General features: G+C 66.6%; 33 protein-coding genes. 23 read left to right on the forward strand and 10 right to left on the reverse strand.

Annotated elements, in window-relative coordinates; genetic code table 11:
* Window positions 1-8: 8 nt before the first annotated feature.
* Window positions 9-593, forward strand: a complete 585-nt coding sequence (locus tag Q7W51_11085; GenBank protein MDO8848916.1) for a hypothetical protein — start codon at window positions 9-11, stop codon at window positions 591-593.
* A 54-nt stretch (window positions 594-647) separates the two neighbouring features.
* Window positions 648-1,760, forward strand: a complete 1,113-nt coding sequence (locus Q7W51_11090) for a hypothetical protein (protein ID MDO8848917.1) — start codon at window positions 648-650, stop codon at window positions 1,758-1,760.
* Between the two features lie 28 nt (window positions 1,761-1,788).
* Here the strand turns inward: Q7W51_11090 and Q7W51_11095 are convergent, their stop codons facing one another.
* Together Q7W51_11095 and Q7W51_11100 are read right to left on the reverse strand one after the other, a co-directional pair.
* Entirely contained in the window at window positions 1,789-3,102 is a 1,314-nt protein-coding gene (locus tag Q7W51_11095; protein MDO8848918.1) for an ABC transporter permease, read from the reverse strand.
* Window positions 3,099-3,851 carry an ABC transporter ATP-binding protein gene (locus tag Q7W51_11100; protein ID MDO8848919.1) on the reverse strand — a complete coding sequence of 251 codons (753 nt, stop codon included), beginning with the start codon at window positions 3,849-3,851 and terminating at the stop codon, window positions 3,099-3,101. Before Q7W51_11100 ends, Q7W51_11095 begins: the two co-directional genes overlap by 4 nt.
* 194 nt (window positions 3,852-4,045) lie before the next feature.
* Here Q7W51_11100 and Q7W51_11105 point away from each other — a divergent pair, with 194 nt between their 5' ends.
* The 6 genes from Q7W51_11105 (at window position 4,046) to Q7W51_11130 (ending at window position 10,432) form a co-directional block, all read left to right on the forward strand.
* Window positions 4,046-4,504 carry a GNAT family N-acetyltransferase gene (locus tag Q7W51_11105; GenBank protein MDO8848920.1) on the forward strand — a complete coding sequence of 153 codons (459 nt, stop codon included), beginning with the start codon at window positions 4,046-4,048 and terminating at the stop codon, window positions 4,502-4,504.
* A gap of 164 nt (window positions 4,505-4,668) precedes the next feature.
* Window positions 4,669-6,249 carry an ABC transporter substrate-binding protein gene (locus tag Q7W51_11110; protein ID MDO8848921.1) on the forward strand — a complete coding sequence of 527 codons (1,581 nt, stop codon included), beginning with the start codon at window positions 4,669-4,671 and terminating at the stop codon, window positions 6,247-6,249.
* Between the two features lie 94 nt (window positions 6,250-6,343).
* Complete coding sequence (locus tag Q7W51_11115; protein MDO8848922.1) at window positions 6,344-7,363, forward strand: ABC transporter permease; 1,020 nt, start codon at window positions 6,344-6,346, stop codon at window positions 7,361-7,363.
* Between the two features lie 92 nt (window positions 7,364-7,455).
* Complete coding sequence (locus Q7W51_11120; GenBank protein ID MDO8848923.1) at window positions 7,456-8,358, forward strand: ABC transporter permease; 903 nt, start codon at window positions 7,456-7,458, stop codon at window positions 8,356-8,358.
* A gap of 11 nt (window positions 8,359-8,369) precedes the next feature.
* Window positions 8,370-9,449 (forward strand): ABC transporter ATP-binding protein, encoded by a 1,080-nt coding sequence (locus tag Q7W51_11125; protein ID MDO8848924.1) that lies wholly within the window; start codon window positions 8,370-8,372, stop codon window positions 9,447-9,449.
* A complete protein-coding gene (locus Q7W51_11130; GenBank protein ID MDO8848925.1) occupies window positions 9,446-10,432 on the forward strand; it encodes an ATP-binding cassette domain-containing protein in 987 nt (328 codons plus the stop codon). The genes Q7W51_11125 and Q7W51_11130 overlap by 4 nt, the downstream gene beginning before the upstream one ends.
* A gap of 25 nt (window positions 10,433-10,457) precedes the next feature.
* On the opposite strand, the gene Q7W51_11135 is transcribed toward Q7W51_11130, so the two are convergent.
* Together Q7W51_11135 and Q7W51_11140 are read right to left on the reverse strand one after the other, a co-directional pair.
* The gene (locus Q7W51_11135) at window positions 10,458-10,889 is read right to left on the reverse strand and encodes a type II toxin-antitoxin system VapC family toxin (protein ID MDO8848926.1); all 432 of its coding nucleotides are present in this window, start codon (window positions 10,887-10,889) and stop codon (window positions 10,458-10,460) included.
* On the reverse strand, window positions 10,882-11,181 hold the full coding sequence (locus Q7W51_11140; GenBank protein ID MDO8848927.1) for a hypothetical protein: 300 nt from the start codon (window positions 11,179-11,181) through the stop codon (window positions 10,882-10,884). The genes Q7W51_11135 and Q7W51_11140 overlap by 8 nt, the downstream gene beginning before the upstream one ends.
* A gap of 127 nt (window positions 11,182-11,308) precedes the next feature.
* On the opposite strand from Q7W51_11140, the gene Q7W51_11145 reads away from it, so the two are divergent.
* The 3 genes from Q7W51_11145 to Q7W51_11155 all read left to right on the forward strand — a co-directional run bounded on the left by Q7W51_11145 (window position 11,309) and on the right by Q7W51_11155 (window position 12,486).
* Window positions 11,309-11,641 (forward strand): GIY-YIG nuclease family protein, encoded by a 333-nt coding sequence (locus Q7W51_11145; protein MDO8848928.1) that lies wholly within the window; start codon window positions 11,309-11,311, stop codon window positions 11,639-11,641.
* Between the two features lie 64 nt (window positions 11,642-11,705).
* Window positions 11,706-11,981, forward strand: a complete 276-nt coding sequence (locus tag Q7W51_11150) for a hypothetical protein (GenBank protein ID MDO8848929.1) — start codon at window positions 11,706-11,708, stop codon at window positions 11,979-11,981.
* Window positions 11,971-12,486 carry a GNAT family N-acetyltransferase gene (locus Q7W51_11155; GenBank protein ID MDO8848930.1) on the forward strand — a complete coding sequence of 172 codons (516 nt, stop codon included), beginning with the start codon at window positions 11,971-11,973 and terminating at the stop codon, window positions 12,484-12,486. The genes Q7W51_11150 and Q7W51_11155 overlap by 11 nt, the downstream gene beginning before the upstream one ends.
* Window positions 12,487-12,501: 15 nt before the next feature.
* Here the strand turns inward: Q7W51_11155 and Q7W51_11160 are convergent, their stop codons facing one another.
* Window positions 12,502-13,731, reverse strand: coding sequence for a DUF4328 domain-containing protein (locus tag Q7W51_11160; protein ID MDO8848931.1), 1,230 nt, complete (start codon window positions 13,729-13,731; stop codon window positions 12,502-12,504).
* Window positions 13,732-13,842: 111 nt separating this feature from the next.
* Entirely contained in the window at window positions 13,843-14,157 is a 315-nt protein-coding gene (locus Q7W51_11165) for a hypothetical protein (protein MDO8848932.1), read from the reverse strand.
* Window positions 14,158-14,270: 113 nt separating this feature from the next.
* Here Q7W51_11165 and Q7W51_11170 point away from each other — a divergent pair, with 113 nt between their 5' ends.
* The 3 genes from Q7W51_11170 (at window position 14,271) to Q7W51_11180 (ending at window position 15,375) form a co-directional block, all read left to right on the forward strand.
* Complete coding sequence (locus tag Q7W51_11170; protein ID MDO8848933.1) at window positions 14,271-14,582, forward strand: hypothetical protein; 312 nt, start codon at window positions 14,271-14,273, stop codon at window positions 14,580-14,582.
* 69 nt (window positions 14,583-14,651) lie between these two features.
* Window positions 14,652-14,843 carry a hypothetical protein gene (locus tag Q7W51_11175; GenBank protein MDO8848934.1) on the forward strand — a complete coding sequence of 64 codons (192 nt, stop codon included), beginning with the start codon at window positions 14,652-14,654 and terminating at the stop codon, window positions 14,841-14,843.
* A complete protein-coding gene (locus Q7W51_11180; GenBank protein MDO8848935.1) occupies window positions 14,833-15,375 on the forward strand; it encodes a hypothetical protein in 543 nt (180 codons plus the stop codon). The genes Q7W51_11175 and Q7W51_11180 overlap by 11 nt, the downstream gene beginning before the upstream one ends.
* Window positions 15,376-15,379: 4 nt before the next feature.
* On the opposite strand, the gene Q7W51_11185 is transcribed toward Q7W51_11180, so the two are convergent.
* The 3 genes from Q7W51_11185 to Q7W51_11195 form a co-directional block, all read right to left on the reverse strand.
* Window positions 15,380-15,910, reverse strand: a complete 531-nt coding sequence (locus Q7W51_11185; protein ID MDO8848936.1) for a hypothetical protein — start codon at window positions 15,908-15,910, stop codon at window positions 15,380-15,382.
* Complete coding sequence (locus Q7W51_11190) at window positions 15,898-16,434, reverse strand: DUF6036 family nucleotidyltransferase (GenBank protein MDO8848937.1); 537 nt, start codon at window positions 16,432-16,434, stop codon at window positions 15,898-15,900. Before Q7W51_11190 ends, Q7W51_11185 begins: the two co-directional genes overlap by 13 nt.
* A 139-nt stretch (window positions 16,435-16,573) precedes the next feature.
* Entirely contained in the window at window positions 16,574-16,789 is a 216-nt protein-coding gene (locus Q7W51_11195) for a hypothetical protein (GenBank protein MDO8848938.1), read from the reverse strand.
* Between the two features lie 540 nt (window positions 16,790-17,329).
* Between Q7W51_11195 and Q7W51_11200 the strand changes: the two genes are divergently transcribed.
* Window positions 17,330-17,845, forward strand: a complete 516-nt coding sequence (locus Q7W51_11200) for an ORF6N domain-containing protein (GenBank protein MDO8848939.1) — start codon at window positions 17,330-17,332, stop codon at window positions 17,843-17,845.
* 11 nt (window positions 17,846-17,856) lie between these two features.
* On the opposite strand, the gene Q7W51_11205 is transcribed toward Q7W51_11200, so the two are convergent.
* Window positions 17,857-18,444, reverse strand: coding sequence for a helix-turn-helix transcriptional regulator (locus Q7W51_11205; protein ID MDO8848940.1), 588 nt, complete (start codon window positions 18,442-18,444; stop codon window positions 17,857-17,859).
* 184 nt (window positions 18,445-18,628) lie between these two features.
* Here Q7W51_11205 and Q7W51_11210 point away from each other — a divergent pair, with 184 nt between their 5' ends.
* From Q7W51_11210 to Q7W51_11245, 8 genes are all read left to right on the forward strand, one after another.
* Window positions 18,629-19,363 (forward strand): VWA domain-containing protein, encoded by a 735-nt coding sequence (locus tag Q7W51_11210; protein MDO8848941.1) that lies wholly within the window; start codon window positions 18,629-18,631, stop codon window positions 19,361-19,363.
* 200 nt (window positions 19,364-19,563) lie between these two features.
* On the forward strand, window positions 19,564-19,980 hold the full coding sequence (locus Q7W51_11215) for a hypothetical protein (protein MDO8848942.1): 417 nt from the start codon (window positions 19,564-19,566) through the stop codon (window positions 19,978-19,980).
* Window positions 19,981-20,170: 190 nt separating this feature from the next.
* Complete coding sequence (locus tag Q7W51_11220) at window positions 20,171-23,278, forward strand: TIR domain-containing protein (GenBank protein MDO8848943.1); 3,108 nt, start codon at window positions 20,171-20,173, stop codon at window positions 23,276-23,278.
* 350 nt (window positions 23,279-23,628) lie between these two features.
* On the forward strand, window positions 23,629-23,892 hold the full coding sequence (locus tag Q7W51_11225) for a hypothetical protein (GenBank protein ID MDO8848944.1): 264 nt from the start codon (window positions 23,629-23,631) through the stop codon (window positions 23,890-23,892).
* Window positions 23,889-24,413, forward strand: coding sequence for a DNA-binding protein (locus Q7W51_11230; GenBank protein ID MDO8848945.1), 525 nt, complete (start codon window positions 23,889-23,891; stop codon window positions 24,411-24,413). Before Q7W51_11225 ends, Q7W51_11230 begins: the two co-directional genes overlap by 4 nt.
* Before the next feature lie 115 nt (window positions 24,414-24,528).
* Complete coding sequence (locus tag Q7W51_11235) at window positions 24,529-24,780, forward strand: GlsB/YeaQ/YmgE family stress response membrane protein (protein MDO8848946.1); 252 nt, start codon at window positions 24,529-24,531, stop codon at window positions 24,778-24,780.
* A gap of 61 nt (window positions 24,781-24,841) precedes the next feature.
* Complete coding sequence (locus Q7W51_11240) at window positions 24,842-25,660, forward strand: glycerophosphodiester phosphodiesterase family protein (protein ID MDO8848947.1); 819 nt, start codon at window positions 24,842-24,844, stop codon at window positions 25,658-25,660.
* Between the two features lie 193 nt (window positions 25,661-25,853).
* Complete coding sequence (locus tag Q7W51_11245; protein MDO8848948.1) at window positions 25,854-26,510, forward strand: DUF305 domain-containing protein; 657 nt, start codon at window positions 25,854-25,856, stop codon at window positions 26,508-26,510.
* Window positions 26,511-26,551: the final 41 nt, after the last annotated feature.

Genomic DNA, 26,551 nt, shown 5'->3' on the forward strand with positions numbered 1-26,551 from the left:
GGAGGCGCATGGCCGGGTTGCTCATCGTGTTGGCGCTGTTCGCGGGGGCGTGCGCGTTCGTGGTGGGTCATGCATTCACCGTCTCGCGCGACTCGTTCTTGCGCACGGCGCCCGGCGGCATGGTGCTCGCAGGCTGCGTGATCGTCGTGCTCCTCGCCCTGTCACTACCCGATGTCGTCTGGCCGCCGGACTCGGGCGCGTGGCCGACAGGCCTTGGCCCCGATCTCTATCGCATCGCGTGCGTGGCGGTCGCGGTGGCTGGCCTGCTCGTAGGTATGCGCGTGTGGCGCATGCGTCTCTTCTCGCCGAACGCCGGGCTCTTCAGCCTCGACGAGTCGCCCGTGAGCCGCGCCGAGAGCGAGCTCCCACTCGCGGGCTCGCTCGCCGGTGCGCTCGACGTGCTCGCGCGCGAGAAGGTGGCGCAGCGCGACGTGGCCCGAATGGCCGCCGTGATTCGCCGCGTAGGCGCGCGCTACTTCCATCAGCTGCCCGAAAAGCCGAGCGAGGTCTACGCACTCGTGGCGCGGCAGCTGCCGCCGGCGGTGGCCGCCGACGTGACCGGGCTGCTGCTCGAAGGCGCCGGACGCAAGTAGGGGAACACGGCATCGTAGCTGTCCGCGTTACACTCTGCCGAGGGGGTAGATCGCATGTCGCTCTTCGCGATGTTCGGCAGGAAAGACCCGTCGGCGTGGCTTCTCGAGGCGGAGGAGCCGCAGGCGCGCTGGATCGCGCTCGCACACCTGCCGATCGACCGTCTCACCGATGCCGAGCGCATCGTCTCACTCGAAGCGACCCACGCTGACGTGCTCTCCCATCCCGGCACGCAGCAGCTCCTCGATCGGCTCCCTGCCAGTTGGGAGGATCCTGCCGAGGCGAGCGGCCACAACAAGCCGGAGCTCGCCACAAACGTGCTCGACCTGCTCGCCACGTTCGGCGTGACTGCCGACGACGATGCACGCATCGCGCCGCTCCTGGACGCGATGCTCTCGCACGCCGATGCCGACGGCCGCTTCCTCGCATACGCCGCCCAGCGCAGCGGCCCCCCGGTGTGGGGGTGCCTCGGCTGCGACACGCACGCCATCGCGGACGTTGCCGGGCGCTTCGGGCGTGCGCACGACCCGCGGGTGCGTTGCGCGCTCGCCGCGGCCGAAGCCGACCTCATCGACACCGAGCTTGGGCGCGCTTGGGGGTGTCGGCCCGACCCGGCCACCGGCTTCCGCGGTCCGGGGCGTGTTGGCGATCCGTGCCCACAGACCACGCTCGAGGCGCTCCGCGCGCTCTCGTGGCTGCCGCCGGAGGAGCGTCCGCCGTGGCTCGCCGAGGTTGCACACACCTCGCTCGAGATCTGGCGCCAGCGCGGCACGCGAAAGCCGTACATGATGGGCCACGGCAGGCAGTTCAAGATGGTGAAGTGGCCGGCGACTTGGTACGGCGCGTACGAGCTGGTGGACACGCTTGGGCGCATCCCGGAGGCGTGGCAGCACACCCCGGAGGACCGTCGCTCGCTAGCCGAGATCGCCGCGTGCCTGCTCGCGTACAACGTGTCTGCCGACGGTCGGGTCACGCCGCAGAGCGCGTTCAAGGGCTGGGAGTGGCTGAGCTTCGGGCAGAAGAAGCAGCCTTCGGCCCTCGCCACCGCGATCGTGTGGGCGTCGCTGGCGGCAGTGAGCCAGCTCGCCGAGGAGATGGCCGTGGTGAACGTGATGAGCCTCGGCAGCAGCAAGGGCGGCACCGGAAGCCCGATGCCGCCCCGGGTGTAGTCGGATCGTCAGCCCCTGCGCAGCGCCGCTACCCCGCGGCCTGCTTCTTCTTGCGCCCCACGCTGAGCTTCATCGTGAGGATGCGGTCGCTCGAGAACACGCGTGCGGCGGCGGTCACGAACACCGCGAACCACAGGAGCTGGTACGCGATCCCGAACCACACGAGCCCGTCGTTGCCGAGGAACAGGTTCGGCCCGGCGATGAACAGGTACGTGAACGGGATGGCCATGATCGCGGTGCGCGCGGCGTCCGGCAGCGCCGAGAGGTCGAGGAACATCGTGAGGAAGTAGGGGATGAACATCATCACCATCATGGGCGTGAGCAGCGCCTGCACCGACTTCACGTTCTCGGCGAAGGCGCCGAGGATGATCGAGATCGACAGCGCCACGAGGATGCCGCCGAAGAGCGTGAGCCCGAGTAGCGCGTAGTCGGCCACGCTGAGCGTGAGACCCAGCTGCTGCATCGCCGCTTGGGATGCCGCCATCGCGCGGTCCGCAGCGCCCTCGCCCACGATGCCCTCGGTGATGCCGGCGGTGAACCGGCTGATGCCGAACATGTACGCCGCCCCCACCAGCAGCGCCACGAGCCCGGCGGCGAGCATCTTGGAGGTGACGATGCTCGTGCGGCTCACGGGATAGGAAAGCAGCGTCTCGAGCGTCTTGTTCTCCTTCTCGGTGGCCACAGCGGTGGCAATCATCTGCGAGGCGAAGATCACCGCCACGAACAGCACGATCGGGATGAACGTGGTCTGCTGGCTCACGAACGCCATCACCGCCGAGGCGGGTGTTGCCGCGTAGCGCTCGCCGATGATCACGTGCTCGGCGGGGACGATCGGCTGCTGCAGCATCTGCGGCGACATGCCGGGCGCGGCTTCGGCACCGATCGCTGCGGCCACTGCCGAGTTGGCGACTCCGAGCGAGTTGGCGAGCGCGGTGACCTCGGTGTTGCCGATGAACGAGAAGTGCTTCACGCGCGTCCAGGTGATGAGGTCTTGCGGCTCGCCCGCGGTGAGGCCGTCGGAAAAGCCACTCGGGATCTCAACGAGGATCGTCGTGCCCGCCTCGTCGAGCGCGGCGTTCACGGTCTCGCCGGAGACCTCGGCGTCGATCATCACGGGCTCGAGGCCCGACTGCTCGAGCGCGGTCACCAGCACGCCGGCATGCGGACCGCCGTCGTGGTCCACCACGGCCACTGGGACGGTGGTGGGCTGCTCGGCACCGACGTCGGCGACCACCTGCCCGATCGAGACGAAGATGCCGATGATGATGAGGAACGGCAGGAACATCTGCAGCGTCACGAGCTCGCGCAGCTCCTTCTTGAACAGCGTCATGAAGCGCCTCATGCTGCCCCCTCCTGTCCCTCGTGCGCCACTTGGGCGAACACCTGCTCCAGGTTCTCGGCGCCGTAGGCGGCCTTGAGCTCGGCGGGGGTGCCGGTGGCGTGGATGCGGCCGGCGGCGATCATCGACACGCGGTCCGAGAGGAACTCGATCTCGAGCATGTTGTGGCTCGAGAGCAGCACCGACATTCCACCTGCGGCCATCTGCTTGATGCGCTCGCGGAGTTCGAGGGCGTTGATCACGTCAAGCCCGCTCGTGGGCTCATCGAGGATGGCGAGCGTGGGCTCGGTCATCACAGTGCGGGCGAGGAGCAGCTTGCGCGTCATGCCCTTGGAGTAGCTGCCGAGCTTGTCGCCCAGGCGGTCGCCGAGGCCGGAGACCTCTCGGCCCACGTCCACCGCACGCGCGGCGCGCTCGCGGTCCTCGAAGAAGACGTCGGCCACGAACTTGAGGTAGTCGATCGCCTTGAGGTTCTTGTAGGCACCGGCCTCTTCGGGCAGGTAGGAGATCTGCTGGCGCATCCGGGCGGGCTCGCGCACCGCGTCGATGTCGCCCATGGCGATCGTGCCGCCGGTCGGCCGAAGGATGGTCGCGACCATGCGCAGCGTGGTGGTCTTGCCCGCGCCGTTGGGGCCGATGAGGGCGAAGATCTCGCCGGGGGCGACGTCGAAGTCGATGCCGCGCACGGCCTGCAGCTCGCCGTAGTGCTTGGTGAGGCCGCGGACGCGCAGGACAGGTGCGGTGTCGGGCACGGTGCTCCAATCGGTAGCCGGTGGGCAGGTCCAGGGTAGTCGCACTCAGGCGCATCGTCGAGCACACGGCCGGGGGGGGGTCGGAGGACGCCGAGTTCTGTCGTGCTAGCGAGCAGGAGCCGGCCCCCTGTGCCGCGAACTATCAGGCGTACCCGCGGGGGCGCAGGCGCGGGTAGGTGCGAAGGGGAGGCGCTATGCGGATCGACTATCTCGCCGACCACCCGTCGCTCGTTCCCGTACTCACCGGGCTGCACTTCGCGCAGTGGGGACACCTTCGGCCGAATGAACCGCTGGAGTCGCGCGCTCGCCGGCTCGAAGCGTGCTGCGGACGGGGCGGCGTGCCGAGCGTGGTGGTGGCGCTCGAGTCGGGCGCGCTCGCGGGCTCGGCGATGCTCATCGAATCCGACATGGACACGCGTCCGGACCTCACACCGTGGCTTGCAGGCGTCTACGTGGTGGCAGGGCATCGGGGCCGGGGCGTCGGGTCGGCGCTCGTCACACGGGTGGAGGCCGAGGCTTCGGCGCTCGGCGTGACGCGCCTGTACCTCTACACACCCGACGCTATGGCCTTCTACGCACGCCTCGGCTGGGTCGCCCGGGAACGGTGCGAGTACCTCGGGCAGGCCGTCACGATCATGTCGAAGCAGCTCTGAGGCCACCGCCGGGCCGCCATCCGGGACGCGCACCCGATGCATCATCCAGGGCCCCGCGTGCATGAATCATTCCTCACGCCCGAACCGTGCGCTACACTTCTAAGAATCATCGCTCACACAGCGATGGCCGGCATGTGATGGCACCAGGGAAGAAGAGGTGGGATATGAAGAGGTCCGCTCGTTTCCTCGCGCTCGTGCTCGTTCTCGCTCTGTTCACCACAGCCCTCGTGGGTTGCGGCGAGAAGGATGAGGGCACCACCGACGAGGAGACAACCGAAGCGACGACCGTCGACACGTTCACGTACGCGCAGGGCGCTGACCCGCGCGGTCTGGACCCGGCACTCGTCGACGACGGCGAGTCTTCGAAGATCATCGTGAACATCTACGAGGGCCTTCTGAAGTACGCCGACGACTCCACTGCGGTGGAGCCGAGCCTGGCCGAGAGCTGGGAGATCAGCGACGACGGCCTGAGCTACACCTTCACCCTCCGTGAGGGCGTCAAGTTCCACGATGGCACCGACTTCAACGCCGAGGCCGTCAAGTTCAACATCGACCGCCAGCTGCCGCCGCTCGTGACCGAGGACATGGGTTACGCGGGCTTCGTCTACGGCTCGGTCAAGGACGTTGAGGTGGTGGACGACTACACCGTGACGATCAACCTCAACCAGCCGAACACCGCGTTCCTCGCGAACCTCGCGATGAGCCTGGCCGCTCCGATCGTGAGCCCGGCCGCGCTTGAGGCGGGCGACAACTCGGTCATGGAAGCGCCCGTCGGTACCGGTCCCTACAAGTTCGTCGAGTGGAACAAGGCCGAGAACGTCGTCCTCGTTCGCAACGATGAGTACTGGGGCGAGCCGGCCAAGACCAAGAACATCATCTTCCGCTTCATCGCCGACAACTCGGCCCGCGTGCTGGCGCTGAACAACGGCGAAGTGGACATGATCGACGGCATCGACGCCACCGTGGTGGGTCAGGTCGAAGACGGCGGCGACGAGCTCTTTGAGGCCGCCGGTATGAACGTGAACTACATGGCCTACAACACGACCACCTCGAAGTTCGCCACCAAGGAGGCCCGCGCCGCATTCTCGCAGGCCATCGACCGCGAGGAGCTTGTTGCGAGCCTCTACCAGGGTTACTCGGAAGTTGCCGAGACGATCCTGCCGAGTTTCGTGCCCGGCTATGACGGCACCGTCAAGCAGGTTGCGTACGACGAGGAGGCCGCCAGGGCCGGTCTCGCCGCCGCGGGCATCACCGAGGTCCACATGATCGCCTACACCAACCCCCGCCCGTACAACGCCGCTACCGGTGTTGCGCTGGCAACCGCCATCCAGGGCTACCTCCAGAAAGTCGGCGTGACGTGCACCATCGACACGTACGACTGGACCACCTACAAGGAGATGGTCAAGGGCGGCGACTACGACATCGCGTTCTACGGCTGGATCGGCGACAACGGCGACCCGGACAACTTCCTCAACCTCCTCTCCGACCCTGACCCGAGCATGAACATCGCTCGTTGGCAGGACCCGACCTACATGGACGGGATCGCAGAAGCGCTCACGCTGCCCAATGGCGACGAGCGCGACGCCGCGTACGGCGAGCTGGAGGCCTACGCTGCCGATGAGGCTGTCTGGCTGCCCATCAGCCACGCCAAGACGCTTGCCGCCTACCGGCCGCAGGTCTCGGGCTTCATCTATCACGTGACGGGCAACACGTTCCTCTCGAACGTGGTCGTCGAAGCTGAATAGCACTTCTGCGTACGAATAGAGCGCGTGCAGCCGGGAACCGAGTACCTGCGATTCCCGGCTGCACCGTTCACGTCTACCACGGAAGTCACGCCACATGCTGAAGTACGTCATCAAGAGAGTGCTGATGGTCATCCCGGTCATGATCGGCGTGTCCATCATCGTGTTCTCGCTGATGCGCGTGTTCTCGCCGGATCCCGCGCCGGTCGTGCTCGGCCAGCATGCCAACGAGGAGTCGATGGAGGCGTGGCGTGAGGCCAACGGCCTGAACGATCCCGTAGTGATCCAGTACTTCAACTACGTGGGCAACGCGCTCAAGGGTGACCTCGGCACGTCGTACTACACAAAGTCCCCGGTGACCGAGGAGATCTTCGCGCGCTTTCCGGCCACCATCGAGCTTGCCGTGGCGGCGATCATCTTCGCGTCGGTGATCGGCGTCGGGCTGGGCGTGCTCGCTGCGGTGAAGAAGAACTCGATCATCGACGCCGCCGGATCGCTCTTCGCGCTCGTGGGCGTGTCGATCCCGATCTTCTGGCTCGGCATCCTGTTCATCATGTTCTTCAGCGGCTACCTGCACCTGTTCCCGTCGGGCGGCCGCATCGACGTGATGCTCAAACCGGAGCACGTGACCGGCTTCTACATGATCGACGCGCTCATCGCCGGTGACGGCGAGGCGTTCAAAGATGCGCTCAACCATCTCATCTTGCCGGCGCTCGCGCTCGGCATGTACTCGATGGCGATCATCACCCGGATGACCCGCTCCTCCATGCTGGAGACGCTCAGTCAGGACTACATCCGCACCGCACGCGCGAAGGGCATCTCCGAGGCGAAGGTCATCGGCAAGCACGCGCTGCGTCCCTCGCTCATCCCGGTGACGACCGTGATTGGCCTGCAGTTCGGCGCGCTCCTGGGCGGCGCGCTCTTGACCGAGAGCGTGTTCTCGTGGCCGGGCATCGGCAAGTTCACGGTGGACTGCATCCTGAAGTCGGACTTTCCCGTAGTCCAGGGCATCGTACTCCTGGTGGCGGTCATATTCGTGACCATCAACCTGGTGGCCGACCTCGCGTACGCGTACCTCGACCCGCGCATCAAGTACTCGTCGAACAAGGAGCGGTAGCCATGAGCGAATGGAACCAATCCTCGGTCGACAAGGTCCCCACGATGGGGAGCGGAAGCCAGAAGGCCGATGAGGCAATGGCGGGTGGAGCGATGCTGCCCGACGGCGAGATCCCCCCGTACGACTTCGACGAGACGCTGCACGAGAAGCCCGAGAACCAGTGGCTCGAGATGTGGCGCAGCCTCGTGGCGAACAAGGCGGCGCTCGTGAGCCTGGTCTTCATCGCGATGCTCGTGTTCATCGCGATCTTCGGCTCGTATCTCACGCCGTACAACCCGATCGAGACCGACATGGCAAGCGCGCTGCAGACGCCGAGTGCGCAGCACTGGTTCGGCACCGATCAGCTCGGCATGGACATCTTCAGCCGCGTGATCGCCGGCACGCGCGTGTCGCTCACGGTGGGCCTGCTTGCGGTGTCGATCGCGCTCACGATCGGCATCGTGCTCGGTGCGATCGCCGGCTACGCGGGCGGCTGGGTGGACACGGTCATCATGCGCGTGATGGACATGATGCTTGCCATCCCGTCGATTCTGCTCGCCATCACGCTCATGGCGGCGCTCGGGAAGGGCATCGACAAGGCCGTGATCGCCATCGGGCTCGTCTCCATACCCGAGTACGCGCGCATCGTGCGCGGCAACATCCTGTCGATCAAGGAGAACGACTACATCGCCGCGGCGCATGTGGTGGGGCTTTCCGACGCGCGTATCATCTTCCGCCACGTGCTCCCCAACGCGCTTTCGGTGATCATCGTGCGCGCCACGCTCGGCATCTCGAGCGCGATCCTCGACACGGCCGCGCTCGGCTTCCTCGGCCTCGGCGTGCAACCGCCACAGGCCGAGTGGGGCGACATGCTCGGCCGCGCGCGCGGCTTCATCTTCCAGGCGCCGCACACGCTGCTGTTCCCCGGCATGGCGATCACCGCCACGGTGCTCGCGTTCAACTTGCTGGGCGACGGGTTGCGTGACGCCCTCGACCCGCGTGCGCGGATCAAGTAGGGGACAAAGCGATGACCACACCCGCCAACACGAACGCGTCCGCCGCCTCGGCACCCGCCGAGGCGAAGACGCTGCTCGAGGTGAGGGGACTTTCCACCGACTTTGAGATGAAGCGCGGAACCGTGAACGCGGTCCGCGACATGAGCTTCACCGTGCGCGAGCGCGAGGTGCTCGCGATCGTGGGCGAATCGGGCTCGGGCAAGAGCGTGGCGGCACTCTCGGTGATGCGCCTGCTGCAGGCACCGGGCCGCGTGGTCGCAGGCGAGGTCATCTACAAGGACGACGACCTGCTCGCGCTTTCCACCCGCGAGATGCGCGATGTGCGCGGCAACCACATCTCGATGATCTTCCAGGAGCCGATGACGAGCCTGAACCCGGTCTTCACCATCGAGGACCAGCTCACCGAGAGCATCCGCACGCACATGAAGCTCGACAAGAAGGCGGCGAGCGAGCGCGCGATTGAGATGCTGCGCCTCGTGGGCATACCTTCGGCCGAGAAGCGCATCCACGACTACCCGCACCAGATGTCGGGTGGCATGCGCCAGCGCGTGATGACCGCCATGGCGCTCGCGTGCGACCCGGACCTGCTCATCGCCGACGAGCCCACCACGGCGCTCGACGTGACCATCCAGGCGCAGATCCTCGCGCTGCTCTCCGAGCTGCGGAGCAAGATCGGCATGGCGGTCATCCTCATCACGCACGACCTCGGCGTGGTGGCCGAGACCGCCGACCGCGTGGTGGTGATGTACTGCGGCCAGGTGGTGGAGGAAGCGGACGCGGAGGCGCTCTTCGAGCAGCCGCTTCACCCGTATACCCTCGGGCTGCTGGCGTCGATCCCGGGCATGGACGCGTCCGAAAGCGACGAGCCGCTCTACATGATCCGCGGCATGGTGCCCAACCCGCTCAATCTGCCCACGGGCTGCGCGTTCGCGCCGCGCTGCGACTACCGCATCGAGCGCTGCACTCGCGAGATGCCGCCGCTTGTGGAGCGCGCCGATGGGCGCAAGCTGCGCTGCTTCGTGGACGTGACGGCCGCGCCCGCCGCGCCCGCTGCGCCCGCCGCCCCCGCTTCCGGGGAGGTGGCCGAGTGACCGAACCGCTGATCAGCCTCCGGCACCTCAGCAAGTTCTTCACGATGGACCGCGACCTGCTCGGCCGCACCACATCGGTGCTCAAGGCCGTGGACGACCTGTCGCTCGACATCTACCCGGGCGAGACGTTCGGGCTGGTGGGCGAGTCGGGCTGCGGCAAGACAACCGTGGGCAAGCTGCTGGTGGACCTCTACACGCCGAGTGCCGGCGAGATCCTCTACCAGGGCACGGACCTCGCAAAGCTGCGCCCGCAGGAGCGCCGCCGCTACTGTCGCGACATCCAGCTGATCTTCCAGGACCCGTACGCCAGCCTCAATCCGCGCATGACGGTGGGCGACATCATCGCCGAGCCCATCCGCGTGAACCGCCTCCAGCCCGCCGAGAAGATCGACGACCGCGTGGGCTACCTGCTCAACGCCGTCGGGCTTTCGGCGAACTACCGCAACCGCTTCCCGCACGAGTTCAGCGGCGGTCAGCGCCAGCGCGTAGGTATCGCCCGGGCGCTTGCGATGGAGCCCAAGCTCATCGTGTGCGACGAGCCGGTCTCGGCGCTCGACGTGTCGATCCAGGCGCAGGTGCTGAACCTGCTCGACGACCTGTCCGAGGAGTTCGGGCTCACCTACCTGTTCATCGCCCACGGCCTCAATGTGGTGAAGCACATCAGCGACCGGGTGGGCGTGATGTACCTCGGCCGGCTGGTGGAGGTGGCCTCCAAGCGCGAGCTCTACAGCAACCCCTTGCACCCGTACACCAAGGCGCTGCTCTCGGCGATCCCGGTCACGAACCCGGCGCTCCGCACGCAGCGCATCCTGCTTGAGGGCGACGTGACGAGCCCGATCGACCCGAAGCCCGGCTGCCGGTTCGCGAACCGCTGCTACGCCAGGAGCGGGTGCACGGGCTGCGCGTGCGAGACCGAGATGCCCGAACTGGTTGAGGTCTCGCCGGGGCACTTCGTGTCGTGCTACCTGCACCCGGGCACGTAGACGGCCCACGCTCGGGGTAGCGCCGCTACTCCACGAACCGCACCCGGCACGAGCGGGTCTCTGCCTGCCTGCGGTCGGCCGTCACCAGCTCCGCATCCAGCGCTGCCGCGAGCGCGATGAAGACGGCGTCGTAGAGCGCGAGATGCTCGGCTTCCGCGATGCGGACTGCTGCGATGAGCAGCGCTTCATCGACGGGTGCGATCAGGAGGTCCATCGCCGCGAGATCGGCGACTACTCCGACGGTGTTGCTGACGACGCCTCCCCGGCACACGTACGCATTGACCACCTCAAGCGGGAGGTGCGCCGGAGCCAACAGCGCGACGTCATCGCGCCGGTGAGCGTCCAGCAGGTCGCCCGCAATCGCGGCGCCACTCTCGGACGTGTCGAACCATTTGAAGGCGATCGAACTGTCGACCACCATTGGCGCGCCGGTGGCCACGCGCAGCGGGTTACTCATCGTCGCGGTCTTTCTGTTCAGTCAGCCATTCGGGAACGGCATCGCGCATCTGTCTGATTATCGTGGCGCCATCAGGACCGGGCGGGAGGGCGCGGCCCAGTTCGGCCATGTGCTTCTGCGCCCGTTCGATGCGCTGGCGCCGCTCCTCGCGCTCTAAGTCATAGTCGGTTCGCGCGATGTAGGTGGCGGTGGCCTCCTGGACGAACGCGCTCCGGGTGATGCCGGCGGCCGCGGCGCGCCGGTCGACCTCCTCCAGCATGCCTTCAGGAAACGAGATGTTCGCCTTGCCCATCGGTAGTCCTCTCGGTAGCACTCGCAGTAGCACTACCGTACGCCCGGGGTCTGACACGGGTCAAGGGCGGTCGGCCACGCGCCTGCGTTACACTCGCCTTGAGCCTGCCGAGAGGGGTGGCCGCTCCATGCCAGCGAAGGCCGTGTACGGCGTCTACGTGATCGAACTCGACGACGAGGTGTATAGCAACGCCAGGTTCCGCAACGCGAATCCGGACTGGAATCCCGCCAAGCCGTGCGTGTACGTGGGGTCCACGGCACTCACCGCGGAGGAGCGATTCCAGCAGCACCTGGCGGGCTACAAGTCGAACGCGTACGCGCACAAGTACGGGAAGCGGCTGATGCCCAGGCTCTACCGAAGCTGGCAGCACTACCCCACGCGGCCTGAGGCCGAGCGCGCCGAAGAGCAGCGGGCGCTCAGCTTGCGCAAGCGCGGTTACGCGGTGTGGTATGGGGTGTGAGCGCGGGCCGGACGCCCTTGCTCCCCATCCTACATTTTCGTAGAGTATCCTACGGAGGTGTGACATGGCCGACTACGTGCAGATTTCGGCGCAGATCAGCGAGGCCACGCGCGCGCGGCTCGATCTCTACGCGCGCGAGACGGGACTCAAGAAGGGGCGCTTGATCGAAGACGCGATCGAGGCGCATCTCGACGCGCTTGACGAGGTCCCCGGCGAGTATCTGGTTCCACACCGCGTGGTGGTGGGCGCGGACACGTGGGAGCGGATCGTGGCCGAGATGGACAGCCCGGCCGAGCCGACGCCGACCCTTGGCGAGCTCATGCGCGCCGATGCGGATTAGATCGCTCGAGCGTTCGGACGTTCGGGAGGGCTTCGGCTGCGGCGTGCCCGCACCCGACCGGTTCCTCGAGCGCTACGCCTGGCAGAATCAGGCGCGCTACCGCCTGGGCGTCACGTATGTGGCGGTCGACGACGCCACGCGCCGCCTGCTGGGCTACTTCACGATTGCAGCTGCGTCGGTGAGCGCCGAGGAATCGTCCGTGCGTGCGCCCGACGGCTACGCCGAGATTCCGTGCATCCGCGTCGCGCGGCTTGCGGTGGACGAGCGCGTGCAGGGGATCGGCCTCGGGAGCGAACTCGTGCGCGCCGTACTCACGATCGCGCTCGCCGAGTCGGAACGCGTGGGATGCGCCGGCGTGATCGTGGACGCGCTGCCCGAGGCAGTGGGCTTCTACGAGCGGTTCGGCTTCCGCACGATGGAGGTGCGTGCCGGCGCCGGGGCTGCGCGGCCCCGGCCGACGCTCATGTGGCTCGGAATGGGTACGGTGCGGCGGGCGGGGGCGTAGAGGGAGCCGGCGGAACTAGGCGACCGGCTCCTCAGGGGCTGTCGACGGTGCCTGAGCAACCGGCACAGGAGCGGGCAGCGGTGCGGCCCCGGCGAACGGCAAAGGTGCGGGCAGCGGTGCGGCATGCGTGCGCCATGCGTCGAACGGCAGCCGCATAATCGCGACGGCGACCGCGCCCAACGCGGCCACGGCGGCTGCTCCGAGTGTGAAGGGGTTCGTGAAGACCGAGATGACGATCGGTCCAATCGCCCGGAATAGCCGCTCGAGCCCGGCCCAGTAGCCGATCGTGCGTCCGATCACCACGATAAATTCGCTCAAGCCGAACGAGAGGAAGGCGGTGATTCCGGCGATGACAGCCACAGCTGCATTTCGGCCGCCCGCGCCGAACGCGGTCCAGTACCCCACGACCGCGCCGAACGTGAGCGCGATCAGGAACACGAGTACGTTGGGGCCGCGGATGAGTCTGAGCATGCCAAAGGTGGTGAACAGGATCGCGTACCAACCTGCACCTGCGGCCGCCCCCACGAGCGCCCCGGGAAGCGCGAGTCCCGTTGATGCGCGCTCGGCTCGCTCGGCCCCCTCCATCACGGACATCCTGGAGTCGACCCCCCGGATGTAGCGCACGGCCGCGAGGGCAGCAACGGCAAGCAGCACCGTGCTGAGCACGTTGCCGACGAGCAGCGCTCGAATCCCCAGCGCGGCTGCAAGTGCGGCGGCGATGTTCGACACGAAGCTGCCGAGCAGGAACGGATACCACCACAGTGCCGGTAGCGGCGAGGCGGGTGACGAGCGCCAGGTGTCGGCGCCCGCTTCCGGGGCCGACGCGCGCCAGAGCTCCTGCATGATCTGCGGCGGCAATACGAGGTTAGCGAACGGGATGAGAAACCAGCCCACTGTCCATCCCGGCGAGAACTGGAGCCCCTGCCGCCCGGCGGCTCGCAGGCGCAGGTTCACGCGCCTCAGCCACACGAGTACGACGATGCCGCCGATGAGGTAGAGCATGTACTGGATGACCGACACCCAGCTCACGCTGTACATGATGGCCCCCCCGGCGGATGTAGACCGGCTGATCGTGAAGGCGAGCACCGCGAGCGATAAGACGCCTTGGAGCAGGTACAGCAGTGCGCCAGCCATGATGAGCGCGATGGCCCAGCGAGCGTCACCTCGCATCACGAGGCTACGCGACGGACGTGCGGACGGCGTTCCGACGGCACTGGCCGAGGCCGTGCTTGCGGAATTGGACACGATTCCCACCCCCTGTGGGTCAGAATGACGCGCGCCGGTCCCTCGGGATGCCGCGGGTGCGTCACTGGGGCGGATTATACCCCCCGGCCGTGTGAGGCTCGCGCCGGTGGTCTACGCGGTTGCCCTGCGCCTGCGGTACTCGCGTCCTCCGCCGAAGACGCCGATGTCCAGCGCCAAGCCGAAGAGCAGGATGAGCCAGTCGAGGCCCGCCACGCCGCCCGGCGACACGAAGACGTAGGCGACGGTCAGCCACGGCAGCAGCAGGAAGCCGAGGAGCGGCCAGAGCCACACAGGGATCGTCCAGCCGCCGAGGGCGAACGTCCAGTTGAACACGCCGGTAACGCGCGCCGGCTCGAGCAGCCACCACACGAACAGTGCGAGGCGCGGCGCGCCTGCCAGCAGCAGCACTCCCAGACAGCAGCCCATGGCTCTCCCTCGGATAGGCGGATGTGGAGGGTTGATACCCCGGAAGGGCGGATGTTGACCTGCGTGGGTACGAACCATCCTAGCGAGTACCGCATCCGAAGGAGTGAACCACCATGGCCAACGAGTCGACCTGGCGACCCTACCCCACGCACGGCAAGCCCGCACCGGACGCTCTGCCTGAGACCGCCTTCGCGTTCTCCGGACGCCGAAAGCTGCCGCTCACCGATGAGGGCAGCGTGCGTACCGCCATCGAGACGTTCGCCGAGGTGGGTGCCCCCGACGACGAACGCGAGCAGGCGTTCGCGAACATCCGCAAGGCCGCAGCGTTCTATCGCGTGCCGATGGACGAGACCGACTGGCGTCAGCTTGGCGGGCAGCAGGTCGAGCGGCCGTACGAGCGCGAGTCGTGGGACGGGAAGCGGTAGAGCCGGGCAGCGCCACGCCCCCGCGTTACACTCGACTCAGGCACTGCCGAGGGGGGGGGTAGCCGTTCTGTGGCAGCGAAGGCCGTGTACGGCGTGTATGTGATCGACCTCGACCCCGAAGTCCTCATGGACAGGCGGTTGCGGCCGAGGCTCTACCGGAGCTGGCAGGACTACCCCACGCGGCCTGAGGCCGAGCGCGCCGAGGAGCAGCGGGCGCTCAGTCTGCGCAAGCGCGGATACGCGGTGTGGTATGGGGTCTGACCGCGAGACGCTGCTCCAGGTGCTCGCGCTGCTCGAGAGCATCGGCAGCGCGAACGATGCCGAGGACCACGGCTATCTCGACGACGCCGAGCGCATGAGGGCCGAGGCCTGCGACGGCATCCGGGCGATTGCTGCGGAGCACCCCGACGTGGCGGCGGTACTGCCCTCGCTCGCCGAGGAGCTCGACTCGGGGCACATATACGGCTTCGGGTGGTCGAACCTCGCGGCGCAGGTGCGCACACACATCCAGGCTACGTGCGAGATCTGCACGCAGCTTTCCGACGAGGAGCGCGGGTACCAGAAGTTCGGCTGGCCGGAGAACGACGTCGACTTGCCATCGGCGGTCGGGCGCCTTGAGGTGGTCCGCGAGCTTGCGCAAGGCGGTTCGCGCGAGCGCACGCTCATGCGCTGCCCGCTCTGCAGCACGCGCTACCTATACAGCACCGACTACGAGTACCTCGTGAACGGCACCGAGGACGAGCAGACGCTCCGGCGCCTCACGGATGCTGAGGCCGACGCGCTGGAGGGATGAGGGGCTACGCGGCCTCCAGGTACCGCACCAGCTCCGCGACGCGATCGAGCGAGAGCTTGGTGGGGACACCCTGCGAGAGGTACGCGTGCAGGTTGCCCGGGTTGAGCCCGAGGTCCTTCGCCATGCGGTATCGGCTCACGCCCTTGCGGGCCTCCAGCTCGAGTACCCGCTTGCGCACCTCGAGCCGGACGTCCTTGTCGCGATTCACCGCATCGCGCCTGGCTACGTAGCTACGCCAGACCTTCGTGTACTCCGGGCGCAGTCGCGGGTCCTCGTGCGCGAGCGCATCCTCGAGCAATCCTGCCGCGTCCAGGCGTGTCAGCTCCCATAGCTCCCGCTGCAGTACCTCCCGCCCCTCGAGAAGCGAGCTCAGCGTGCCGGCGCGATCCGTCACGGCCGCCCACAAGAGGAGGGGTTCGACGAGGCGCGGTTCGGTCTTGGCCGCGGCAGCGAGTCGGGCGAGGGCGAGCGTGCCCTCTCCGGAGAGCGAGCGCACATAGGACTGAAGGAAGCCTGTGAACGTCAGTCGTCGCATGGTCCGCACTCCTGTCGGTAGTGCCGGTAGTTGTGCAGAAACTGCCCATACCGGCGGTCATTCATCTTGCTGCCCTGCATGTCGTCCGCCACTTCAGCGAGTCGCTGCCAGTCCAGCATCTCCAGGACTTCCGGGCGACGGATGTCGAATGCGTCGGCGTTGCGATCCGAGTACAGCTTCGATGCCACGATATCTTCGAGTGAGGCGGCGTAGCACTCGACCGCTGTGGTTCCGAGATCTAGAGCAACGAGCCGGTCCTCGAGGCTGTACGCGAAGTGGTCCACGTACGCTGCGACCCGGCAGTTGATGTCGTAGGTGCTCATCAGATCCACGAGCTCATTCGGCACGTGTAGTGAATCCAGATCGGCGGTCGCCCGAGTGAGGCACCCGATGAGGATCATCGCGCCGCCGCCGACGAGCACGAGGCGGAACGTGCGGCCAGGGTAGAGCAGTCCCACCGCGCGATCGAACTGGCGCAGGCGGTCTTCAAGTTCCTCTCTGCCGAGGTTCAGTGAGCCTGACATTATGCATCCCTCACGAGTGCAATCTTTGAAGAATAGTATTCTGCAAAACACGAAACGTCAAACAACAGCGCGGCAGTGAGTCTCCCACGCCGGCCTCAACCCGATCTCACCCGCATCCAAACCCTGTCACACCCGTGCGCTATTCCCGGAATCCCGCCTGCAAGATGGCCGGCGCAGCCGGTTCGCGGTCCGTGTGCACCCACACCGTCTCCTTCGCGCCAATCGCGCTGACGAGCCGCCGAAGGTCCTCCGGCCACGCGTGGCCACCGCTGTGGATGAAGTGCGGCTCGACTCCCACGCGCGCGGCCCAGGCGCGCAGTGCGCACGTCTCGTGCTCCCAGTAGCCTCTCCACATCGACCAGACGAGGGCGACGCGCTCCGGGCCGATCTTGTCGAACAGATCACCGCGGCGTCGCGGTCGCCGTTCTGGCGCCCGGTGAGCAGGAAATCGATGCGGCTGTTCGTGTAGGGCACGCCAAACTCGATCGCTACGCCGCAGCCGCCGGGAATCGATTCGGTGCCCAGCACCATGTGCATGTACTGCATGGAGTTGTGCCACGACTGCTTCTCGGAGGCGCTCGGCCGGTGGACCCGGCTCTTGAATGCGGACTCGATGCGGGCAGCGATGACGCCGGAGAGAACGTCATCCATGAACTCGCGCTTGGTGGCCTGGTACACGAGCATGCGGCGGCTCCGTGAGGGTGGGAGGTTGCCGTAACCCAGGGTAGCAGAGGGGAGTGACGGGGGTGCTGGGCGGTTCGGCACTCGGCCTTGACGATACGAACATATGTTCTACTATGGTCGCAGGGGAGTTGTTTCGTGATGTCAAGGTGAGCCCCTGAGCGGGGGGAGACGATCTTGACATCACAAACTGTGATTTCAAGTTGGGGGAGACATGGCAGACGAGACTGCGATGCTGCCTGTTGAGGCGGCGGAGCTGCGCATACGGGTCGCTCGAGGTGCACGGATCGTTCTCGATGCTGATCTTGCAGGGCTGTACGGCGTGGAGACGCGCACACTCGTCCAGGCGGTGCGCCGCAATCCTGACCGGTTTCCGCCGGACTTCATGTTCGAGCTCACCACCGACGAGTGGTCAGCTCTTAAGAGCGGTACAGCTGACTCAGTTGGCTGGGGTGGCCGCCGTACGCCACCGCTCGCTTTCACGGAGCAGGGGATTGCGATGCTCTCCAGCGTGCTGCGCAGTCCCCGTGCGATCGCGGTGAACGTGCAGATCATGCGCGCGTTCGTCCGCCTGCGCGAGATCCTCGCTGAGAACGCTGACCTCTCACGTCGACTTGATGACCTAGAGCAGCGCTACGACGACCAGTTCAAGATCATCATCCGGGCGATCCAGGCGCTCACCGCTCCGCCGGTGAAGCCCAAGAACCCGGTGGGATTCGGGCGAAGCTGACGGCCGCCCCGCTACCCCATCGCCCGCCGCAGACGCTTCAGCACCCGCTCGGCTTCCTCGATCTGATCCGGGTCGCCACTCGCCTGCGCGCGTCGCACGGCGCGCATCGCGCTCTCGAGCGCCACTTCGGCTACGCGGGCGGCGTCGGCGAGCGAGTCACGCGCCGCGTCCTCGCTAAAGAGCGCCTCGATCGGCTGTGCGATGAACGCCATGCCGGCAGCGCGCATGGGCAAGCGTGCAGATGCTGATGCGCGGGGGGCCGGCGCAGATGCCATCGTCTCCGGGTACGCCTCGCGGGGCGACATCGAGGCCATCGTGCGATCGTCGCTCTGCATCCGCGCGGCGGCCTTGCTGCTGCTCTCGCGCCCGTACCGGTTCATCATCTTGCTCGCGATCGTCTCGCTCATGAGCTCCTCGGCGGGCAGACCGAAGTGCCGCGCCAGGGACTCCACGCTGTCGGGCGAGGGGAGGCGCTCGCCGCGCTCAACGCGCGAGAGCATCGCGACCGAGAGCCCGGTTGCCGCCGACACGTCCTCGAGCGTTTCGGCGCGCTCGTGCCTCAGCACGCGCAGCTTCCGGCCGAAGTCTTGCTCGTCCATCGTTGCCTCCCGCGTCCGCGTTTCCGCACCGTGCGGCCCCATTCTACACCTCGGGCAAACGATTTGACACAAAAGGCAATAGGTGGGTATCATACATTTGACAGATGTGGCAAACCACTGTTGCCAGAGATGTCAGACCCGCTCGCCATACTCGGCGGGGCGGTTGATAAGAAGGGGGTTCGCCATGACCAGCAAGCCAAAGCCGGAGACAGAGCGCAAGTCAGAGCCGAAGGACCAGGAGGAGCGCAGCATCCTCATCAACTTCGTGCTCGACAAGAGCGGCTCGATGGATACGATCCGCGAGGCCACCATCTCGGGGTTCAACGAGTTCCTCGGCGATCAGCAGCGCGAGGGCGGGGACGCGCGCATGACGCTCACGCTGTTCGACACGCGGTTCCAGACCGTCGCCTCGGCGGTGCCCGTGCGTGAGATAACGTCGCTCGATCCGGGCACCTACATGCCCTCGGGCATGACCGCGCTCTACGACGCCATCGGCCACACCATGAGCATCACCAACGCCTACGTGGCGGCGCACCGGCCGGACCAGGTGCTGTTCGTGATCATGACCGACGGTCTCGAGAATGCGAGCCGGGAGTTCGACCAGCGCAAGATCTTCGAGCTGATCAAGGAGCGCCAGGAGGCCGCCGGCTACGAGTTCATCTACCTGGGCGCCAACCAGGACGCGTATGCGGCGAGCGAGTCGATCGGCATCGCGGCGGATCGCGCGATGAACTGGGAGGCCACGCCGGCCGCGGCAGCCGCAACGATGACGCGCGTGTCGCACAACGTGCGCGCGCACCGCAGGAGCGGCATGGGGCAGCAGGCAGACGGCACGTTCTTCTCGCCGGCCTTCGAGGCGGAAGGCTCGATGGACTACGACGAGCACAAGCGGCGCAAGGACAGCGAGGCCGGGAAGTAGGCTCGGACATGCGGATCGGGGTGCGTGTCAGACCCACGGGGTAGGCTTTGTGGTGGTAGGTAGTACGTAAGGCGCCGATTTGAGCTACAGCTTGCGGGCGCGATACAAGTGCAGCTAAAGCGTGGGTCAGGCGAGCTGGCCCTCCGTGGTCAGGCTCGCCTGCCGCTTGTATCGCCCCGCCCGAAACGAAGGGCGGCGCAGTGATGGGTACGGAAGGCAACCACAGCGAGGGGGCTCCGGGGGATCGCGTCACGCGGTTCGGCGAGGTCATCGTGGACGGCGGGCACGCGTGGGTTCTCGCGCACGACAGCGAGAACTGGTTCTACGAGTGCCTGAAGTGCGGCGACTGGGTGCACGTGCTGACCATCCCCGAGATGAGCAAGGCGGTCCAGCACGGCTACGCGTACATGCCGGTGAGCCATCGAGCGCCCTGGAACCGGCACAGGCCGGTGCGGGTCGTGCAGCCCGACGGCGAGATCGTGGTCAGTCAGGACCCGCCGTATCCGCCGTGTCTCCAGGCGGCGCGGCCGGTTCCCGCGGTGCGTTTGGAGAGCGGTCCGCTCGTAGCGGTGCCGCGGGACCCACATGATGGCAGCGCGGGAGAAGAGCGGTCCTGATGCGACTCCTCGACACCTCCTGCTGGTGCTGGCGCTCCCCGGCGCAGCGCTCGCCGCCGCTATCGCCGAACGCACGCCAAAGGTGGCGTGAGCCGGTAACGCTCACCGATACCCTGTAGGATGTACACGTTCGGCGTGCCAGTGGCGCCAGCCTCGGGCACGCTCGGTCAGGCGTTGCTGGGGGGCAGCCATGGGGGATTCGGTCGAACGCGACGTGAGCGGGCAGCACGACGTCTTCATCTCGTACTCGCGTAAGGACATCGCCTTCGTCCGCATACTGCACGGCATGCTCGCAGAGCGAGGTCTCGGCACCTGGGTCGACTGGCAGGACATCCCGCCAAGCGCAGACTGGATGGCCGAGGTCTACAAGGCCATCGAATCCGCCAACGCGTTCATCTTCGTGATGAGCGACACATCCACGGGCTCGGATGTCTGCCGCCTCGAGCTGGATCACGCGATCAAGAACAACAAACGGCTGATCCCCATCACGGTGCACGATGTGGAACCCGCGGTGTTGCCGCCCGAGGTGGCCGCTCGCAACTGGGTGTTCTTCCGCGAACAAGACGACATCCAGGAGTCCTTCAACAAGCTCCTCGAGGCGGTGGAGACAGACCTGGAGTGGACCAAGGCGCACACCGCGCTCCTGCAGCGTGCGATCGAATGGGACGAGCGAGACCGGGAGGCCGGCTTCTTGCTCCACGGCGCCGCGCTCGCCGACGCGCTCTCCAAGGTGGCCGAGGCCAGCACGGGCCGCGAGCCCGCGCTCACGCAGCTGCAGGTGGACTACGTGCAGGAGAGCCAGGCCGCGCAGGCCGCGCAGGAGCTGCGCTGGAAGCGCCGCACGCAGGTGATCCGCGGCGTCATCTCCGGCGCGCTCGTGGTCTCCGTTGCACTCACGGTCTGGGCGCTCGTAAACGCCGCCGAGGCCCGTCGCCAGCAGCAGCTCTCGCGCTCCAACGAGCTGGTGGCGTACTCGCGGGAGATGGTGCAGACAGACCCGCTCGTGGGCTACCTGTTGGCGCGCGCCGCACTCGACGTGAAGCCCACGCCGGCCGCACAGGCCGCACTCTGGGATCCGCTGCAGTATCCGTTCACGCGCGCGACGATGACCGGTCACTCACAGTCCGTGAGCGATGTTGAGCTCTCGCCCGACGGGAAGTTCGCCGTGACATCGGCCGGGGATGGCACGGCACGCGTCTTTGACACCACCACCGGCGAGCAGCTGCGCGTGCTCGAGTCTGAAGACGGTCACAAGGTGAAGCTCATCAACGACGCCGAGTTTGCCGACGGCGGACGTTTGGTGGTGACGATGACCGCCTTCGCGAACGTAACGGGTGGTAGCCTGGCGTGCGTGTGGGATGTCGCCACCGGGGAGCTCGTGACAACGCTCGTGCACAACGACTTCAGCTTTGGGGCTCCGCTGATCTCGCCGGACCAGACGCTCATCGTCACGTGCGGGGCAGGTGAGTTTGGCGATTGGGGAAACAAGCTGGTCGTCTACGACGCCGCCACCGGTAACGAGCTCCGGACGCTTGATGATCTGACCGACCTCCCACACAGCGCCGTCTTCAGTCCGGATGGCACGCGCGTTGCCGCCGGCTGTCTGGACGGGAGTGTTGTGATCTGGGACGTGGCCACAGGCGGTGTGTTGCGGCGCCTCGAGGGCCATTCGGAGTCAGTGTACGGGGTCGCCTTCTCGCCCGACGGTGCGCAGATCGCAACGGCGTCGTCGGATGCCACCCTGCGGCTCTGGGACTCGGCCACCGGCCAGCAGCTCGGCTCGACCGACTGCGGGAATACGCTCGGTCTCGTGCTCTTCTCGCCAAGCGGCGAGCGCGTGGCCGTGAAGCGCGATCCCGACGAGGTCGTGGTGGTCGATGCGCAAACGTGGTCGCAGGTCTACGTGCTCAAGAAGTCCCTGGAATCGGGGTCCTCACTCTGGGAATCGGAGGACGTTGCGTTCTCACCGGACGGCGCCCTCCTTCTCTCGGCCGCGCCGGACGGCTCGGCACAGGTGAACGACTCGCTCCTGGGTGGCCTCGTGCTGTCGCTGAGAGGGCACGCCAGCACCGTCACGAGCGTGGCGTTCTCCGCCGACGGCAAGCAGGCGATCACCGGCTCCGAAGACGAGACGGCTCGCATGTGGGATCTCGTGGCCGGCCAGGCGATCGTCTCGATCAAGCCCGCGCCCAATCCGCCGTACGTGAGCAGTCTCGAGACCGGAATGCTCTCCTCGGACGGCGCGCGCATCGTGGTCTTGCTGGCTGACGGCACCGGCGCGGTCTACACCGCTGACACCGGGGAGCAAGAGTACGCGCTCACCGAGGATTCCGGCCGGATCACCTTCGCAGGGTTCTCGCCCGACGGTGCGCTTCTCGCCACGTTCTCCGAGGACGGCCCACCCACCCTGTGGGATGCGGCAACGGGTGAGAAGGCGCGCGAGCTTTCCACCAGCAGCGATAGGAGCATGAGCAACTGCCAGTTCTCGCCTGACGGGAAGTACCTTCTGGCAGCGGAGGGCAAAAACGGCGAGTGGAGCGTGCATGTCTGGGAGGTTGCCAGCGGCGAAGAGACGCAGGTGATCCCGTTCGGCTCGGCCGACCTGGGCTCGGCAACGTTCATCCGCGACATCGACCTTTCGGCCGACGGCGTGTACCTGGCCGTTGCCTTCCAGAAGGAGACGACCGTTTGGGACGTGGGCACCGGCAAGAAGGTGGCCGCGCTGGTCCACGAATCCGAGCCCGAGTGGGTGAGGTTCTCTCCTGACGGCCGGGTGCTCTTCGACGGAGTCTCGTACCCGAAGGCCGTGACGGTGGCATGGGACTGGTCGGCGGAGGAGCGGTTGTACACCCTCGAGGGTGCGAAGCTCCTGGACTTCTCCCCGAACGGCATGCAGATGGTCACTAAGGACGATGATGACGCAGTGCGTATCCGGGACGTTGTCACCGACACCATCGTGACCACGATGAGTTGGCCCGTTGCGCCTGTGGCAGCCACCTTCTCGCCCGATGGCACCCGAATGGCGGTGGGCTACGTGGGCGGCGAGGTACGCATTTGGGACGTTGCGAGCGCGCGGACGATGCACGTGTTCGTGGGGCACTTGGAGTCAGCCCAACCGCTCGGCTTCACGCCGGACGGGTCGAGGCTCGTGACGCTTGCCTGGAGAGACTCGGTTCGCGTCTGGCCGGCCACTTACCACGAGATGCTCAAGCTGATGGATGAAGGCTTCCGTGGCGACGTGCGCGATCTTCAGCCCGCGGAACGCGCGGAGTACGGGTTCACCACCGAGGGCGAGTAGTGGGCAAGAGCGGCTCGAGGATCACATCCCGGCGGCCACGATCTCCGGTTTCAACGAGCTCCTCGGCGACAGTAGCGTGAGGGTGGCGAGGCGCGTACGACGCTCACGTTGTTCGACACCGCGCCGTCTTCGAAATGATCAAGCAGCATCAGGACTCCGTCGGCTACGAGTTCATCTACCTGGGCCAACCAGGACGCGTATGCGGCGCAAGGACAGCGAAGCCGGGAAGTAAGGGATCGCGTTCAGATTCGGTTCATGCCCTGCCGGTACCCTGAGCGACACGAAGATAGTGCGTGGTTGTCAGTTGACAACCACGCACTATCACGACTACCCTCACTGAAGGGACGAACGTGTCCAGGCGGCGGCATCATAATCAGCACGTCGAGATTGCGCTTCGGTATGCGGAAGCCCGGGGTTGGCGGGTAGAGCCGGCGGGGGCCCGATCGCACGCGTGGGGCAGAATGCTCTGTCCCCACCCATGCGAGAAGTGCCGGGAAGGCGAGTTCTGCATGGTGAGTGTGTGGAGCACACCGCGAAGCCCGGAGACGCATGCCCAACAGCTCCGCCGCGTTGTGGATGGTTGCATGAACCAGAAAAGGGGATACGAGCGGTGACCGACTACGAGTTCACTCTGCGGTTCCGCATCACCGACAGCAGCGTGGGCATCGACGATCGGCTCGAGCGTCTCTTCGAGGCTGGTTGCGACGACTCACTGCCTGGCATCGGTCGCTCCGGCAGTATCGCGCTCGCGTTCACGCGTTCTTCGGAGTCTGCGCGCGACGCCATTCTCAGCGCCCTCGCGAGTGCGCTTGGCGCTATGCCCGACGCTACGCTGATCGGCGCCTCACCGGACCTCGTCGGCCTGACCGACATTGCCCGGATCATGGGCTTCTCCAGGCAGAACATGCGGAAGCTCATGCTTGGCGGCGTGGAGCCGGGCCCCGCGCCCGTCCATGAAAGCGCCCCGTCTCTCTGGCATCTCGCTGACGCGTTGACATGGCTTGGCGGCAGAGGCTATAGCGTGGACCAGGCGCTCATCGATGTTGCCGTGGTGACGATGCAGGTCAACCTCGCCCTAGAACTCACCCGGGCCGACCCTGCTGCACAACGGGCTATCCAGAAGGCTCTCGCGTAGTCCTGTCGGACGTGTGCGGTCCTGAAGCGACTACTCGACACGTGGCCCGTCGTCCGTCATCTCACCCTGGGGGTATACAGTCACGTCCGTGCAAACGAAGTCGAGGAGGCAACACGTGGGCATTCTGTCGTGGATTATCGTGGGTCTGATCGCTGGCGCGCTGGCCAAGTGGATCATGCCAGGGAATCAGAAGGCCGGCATCTTCATCACTATGGTGCTGGGTATCGCGGGCGGTGTGCTCGGCGGCTTCATCATGAGCCTCATCGGTGGCACAGGTGTCACCGGTTTCAACCTGCAGACGCTACTCGTGGCCACCCTCGGCGCGCTCGTGGTGCTCCTCATATACGGGCTCGTCAACAAGCGCTAAGCGCGATGCGGGACCGGATTGTGGTCCAATAGAGGCGCAGAGCCGCTCGTTTGGAGGCCCCATGCGCACCGCAGCCTGGATCGCGCTTGTCGTCGTGACCGTGTTCATCGCCGGCTACGCCTTCACCACGGGCGGCACACCGACGCGTAAGCCGGCCGAGTGGCTCACCGCGCAGAAGATCTCGCACCGCGGCATGTGGACCGAGGGTCCCGCGCGTCCCGAGGACTCGCTCGCCGCGTTCGACGAGGCGGCCTCGAGCGGCTTCGCCGTCGAGCTCGACGTGCACTCCTCGGCAGACGGCGTGACGGTGGTCGTCCACGACAGTCACCTGGGGCGCATGACCGGCGAGGACGTTCTGGTCGAGGACCTCACGCTTGAGGAGCTGAAGGAACTGCGCCTTCTCGGCGGCGATGAGGAGATACCCACGCTCGAAGAGGTGCTCGCGCTGGTGGACGGACGCGTGCCGGTCTTCGTGGAGATCAAGAACGAGGGCGACGTGGGCGCGCTCGAAGACGACGTGGCCGCGCAGCTTGCCGCCTACGATGGCGAGGCGTGCGTGATGTCGTTCAACCCGTACTCGCTTGCGCAGGTCGCGGCCTCGGAGCCCGACATCGTGCGCGGCCAGCTCGCGAGCCGCTTCAAGGGCGAGGACCTCCCCTGGTATCAGAAGCTGCTGCTCGCGAACATGATGATGAACTGGACCTCCAAGCCCGACTTCGTCGCCTACGACATCGATGCGCTGCCGTGTCCCGGCGTGACCGTGCAGACGTGGCGCGGCCGCCCCATCCTCGGCTGGACGATCGACGACGCCGATGAACTCGCCTACGCCGAGAAGTACTGCGACGGCTTCATCTGCAACCCCGGGGCGCTCGAGGAGTAGCGGCGGAGCGGCGTCGCGCGGCGGGTTCGCATCCGTGCGAACACGCGGTGCAAGGCCTCTCGCGCCGGGTGCGCAAATGCGCGAACCTTCGTATGTGGACGATAATGCCGGTCCGCTCTCCCTGGAGTGGGCGGCCACCCGCGTACATTAGCTTCCTAGGGATGTGGGAACACACCCCTAGGAGGTGATTGCGATGAAGCAGACAACCGGAATAATCCTAGCCATCGCGCTCATCCTGATAGGTCTGGTCGGCCTGGCGCTCACCTGGTCGCTCACAGCCGATCCCGTCGGCTCCTTCACCTGCCCGGGCGGCGAGCCGTGCTTCGGCGAGCGCGGCCGGCTTGGCTCAGACACGGCCGACAACGCAACCCGACCAGACGCGAACGGCTCAGACGCGATGTTCATCGTGGGCATGATCCCGCATCACGACGACGCGATCGAGATGGCCGAACTGGCGCTCACCGAGGCCGAGCATCCCGAGATCAAGCAGCTGGCCGAGGACATCATCCGCACACAGACAGCTCAGAACGTGCAGATGCGCAAGTGGTATTCGGAGTGGTATGGCGGCGACGTTCCCGATGAAGGGGACGGCTCCTTCGGCATGATGGGTGGAGGCGGAATGATGGGCGGAAGCTTCGATGCCGCCCAGCTTGAGGGCGCCGACCCGTTCGACAAGGCATTCATCGAGCAGATGGTCCCGCACCATCAGATGGGGATCATGATGGCCCAGATGGCGGGCGGATCCACCAACCGTTCGGAGATCCGCGGTCTTGCCGACGACATCATCACCGGACAGAGCGCAGAGATCGAGCTCATGCGGGGCTGGTACGACGAGTGGTACGGCAACTGACAGTGAGCCTGCCGCCTTGCGGCGGGGCGAGGAGTTGAGCG

Source organism: Coriobacteriia bacterium, assembly GCA_030652115.1.
GTDB lineage: Bacteria > Actinomycetota > Coriobacteriia > Anaerosomatales > Anaerosomataceae > UBA6100.

Bases quoted from the DNA above. Each gene is read 5' to 3' on its own strand.
- Q7W51_11190 (MDO8848937.1), bottom strand. From the start codon at position 16,434: ATGTCAGGCTCACTGAACCTCGGCAGAGAGGAACTTGAAGACCGCCTG.
- Q7W51_11220 (MDO8848943.1), top strand. From the start codon at position 20,171: ATGGGGGATTCGGTCGAACGCGACGTGAGCGGGCAGCACGACGTCTTC.
- Q7W51_11115 (MDO8848922.1), top strand. From the start codon at position 6,344: ATGCTGAAGTACGTCATCAAGAGAGTGCTGATGGTCATCCCGGTCATG.
- Q7W51_11185 (MDO8848936.1), bottom strand. From the start codon at position 15,910: ATGCGACGACTGACGTTCACAGGCTTCCTTCAGTCCTATGTGCGCTCG.
- Q7W51_11090 (MDO8848917.1), top strand. From the start codon at position 648: ATGTCGCTCTTCGCGATGTTCGGCAGGAAAGACCCGTCGGCGTGGCTT.
- Q7W51_11200 (MDO8848939.1), top strand. From the start codon at position 17,330: ATGGCAGACGAGACTGCGATGCTGCCTGTTGAGGCGGCGGAGCTGCGC.
- Q7W51_11165 (MDO8848932.1), bottom strand. From the start codon at position 14,157: ATGGGCTGCTGTCTGGGAGTGCTGCTGCTGGCAGGCGCGCCGCGCCTC.
- Q7W51_11150 (MDO8848929.1), top strand. From the start codon at position 11,706: ATGGCCGACTACGTGCAGATTTCGGCGCAGATCAGCGAGGCCACGCGC.
- Q7W51_11145 (MDO8848928.1), top strand. From the start codon at position 11,309: ATGCCAGCGAAGGCCGTGTACGGCGTCTACGTGATCGAACTCGACGAC.
- Q7W51_11125 (MDO8848924.1), top strand. From the start codon at position 8,370: ATGACCACACCCGCCAACACGAACGCGTCCGCCGCCTCGGCACCCGCC.
- Q7W51_11170 (MDO8848933.1), top strand. From the start codon at position 14,271: ATGGCCAACGAGTCGACCTGGCGACCCTACCCCACGCACGGCAAGCCC.
- Q7W51_11245 (MDO8848948.1), top strand. From the start codon at position 25,854: ATGAAGCAGACAACCGGAATAATCCTAGCCATCGCGCTCATCCTGATA.
- Q7W51_11110 (MDO8848921.1), top strand. From the start codon at position 4,669: ATGAAGAGGTCCGCTCGTTTCCTCGCGCTCGTGCTCGTTCTCGCTCTG.
- Q7W51_11180 (MDO8848935.1), top strand. From the start codon at position 14,833: ATGGGGTCTGACCGCGAGACGCTGCTCCAGGTGCTCGCGCTGCTCGAG.
- Q7W51_11155 (MDO8848930.1), top strand. From the start codon at position 11,971: ATGCGGATTAGATCGCTCGAGCGTTCGGACGTTCGGGAGGGCTTCGGC.
- Q7W51_11240 (MDO8848947.1), top strand. From the start codon at position 24,842: ATGCGCACCGCAGCCTGGATCGCGCTTGTCGTCGTGACCGTGTTCATC.
- Q7W51_11105 (MDO8848920.1), top strand. From the start codon at position 4,046: ATGCGGATCGACTATCTCGCCGACCACCCGTCGCTCGTTCCCGTACTC.
- Q7W51_11085 (MDO8848916.1), top strand. From the start codon at position 9: ATGGCCGGGTTGCTCATCGTGTTGGCGCTGTTCGCGGGGGCGTGCGCG.
- Q7W51_11095 (MDO8848918.1), bottom strand. From the start codon at position 3,102: ATGAGGCGCTTCATGACGCTGTTCAAGAAGGAGCTGCGCGAGCTCGTG.
- Q7W51_11210 (MDO8848941.1), top strand. From the start codon at position 18,629: ATGACCAGCAAGCCAAAGCCGGAGACAGAGCGCAAGTCAGAGCCGAAG.
- Q7W51_11195 (MDO8848938.1), bottom strand. From the start codon at position 16,789: ATGTGGAGAGGCTACTGGGAGCACGAGACGTGCGCACTGCGCGCCTGG.
- Q7W51_11140 (MDO8848927.1), bottom strand. From the start codon at position 11,181: ATGGGCAAGGCGAACATCTCGTTTCCTGAAGGCATGCTGGAGGAGGTC.
- Q7W51_11205 (MDO8848940.1), bottom strand. From the start codon at position 18,444: ATGGACGAGCAAGACTTCGGCCGGAAGCTGCGCGTGCTGAGGCACGAG.
- Q7W51_11135 (MDO8848926.1), bottom strand. From the start codon at position 10,889: ATGAGTAACCCGCTGCGCGTGGCCACCGGCGCGCCAATGGTGGTCGAC.
- Q7W51_11120 (MDO8848923.1), top strand. From the start codon at position 7,456: ATGCTGCCCGACGGCGAGATCCCCCCGTACGACTTCGACGAGACGCTG.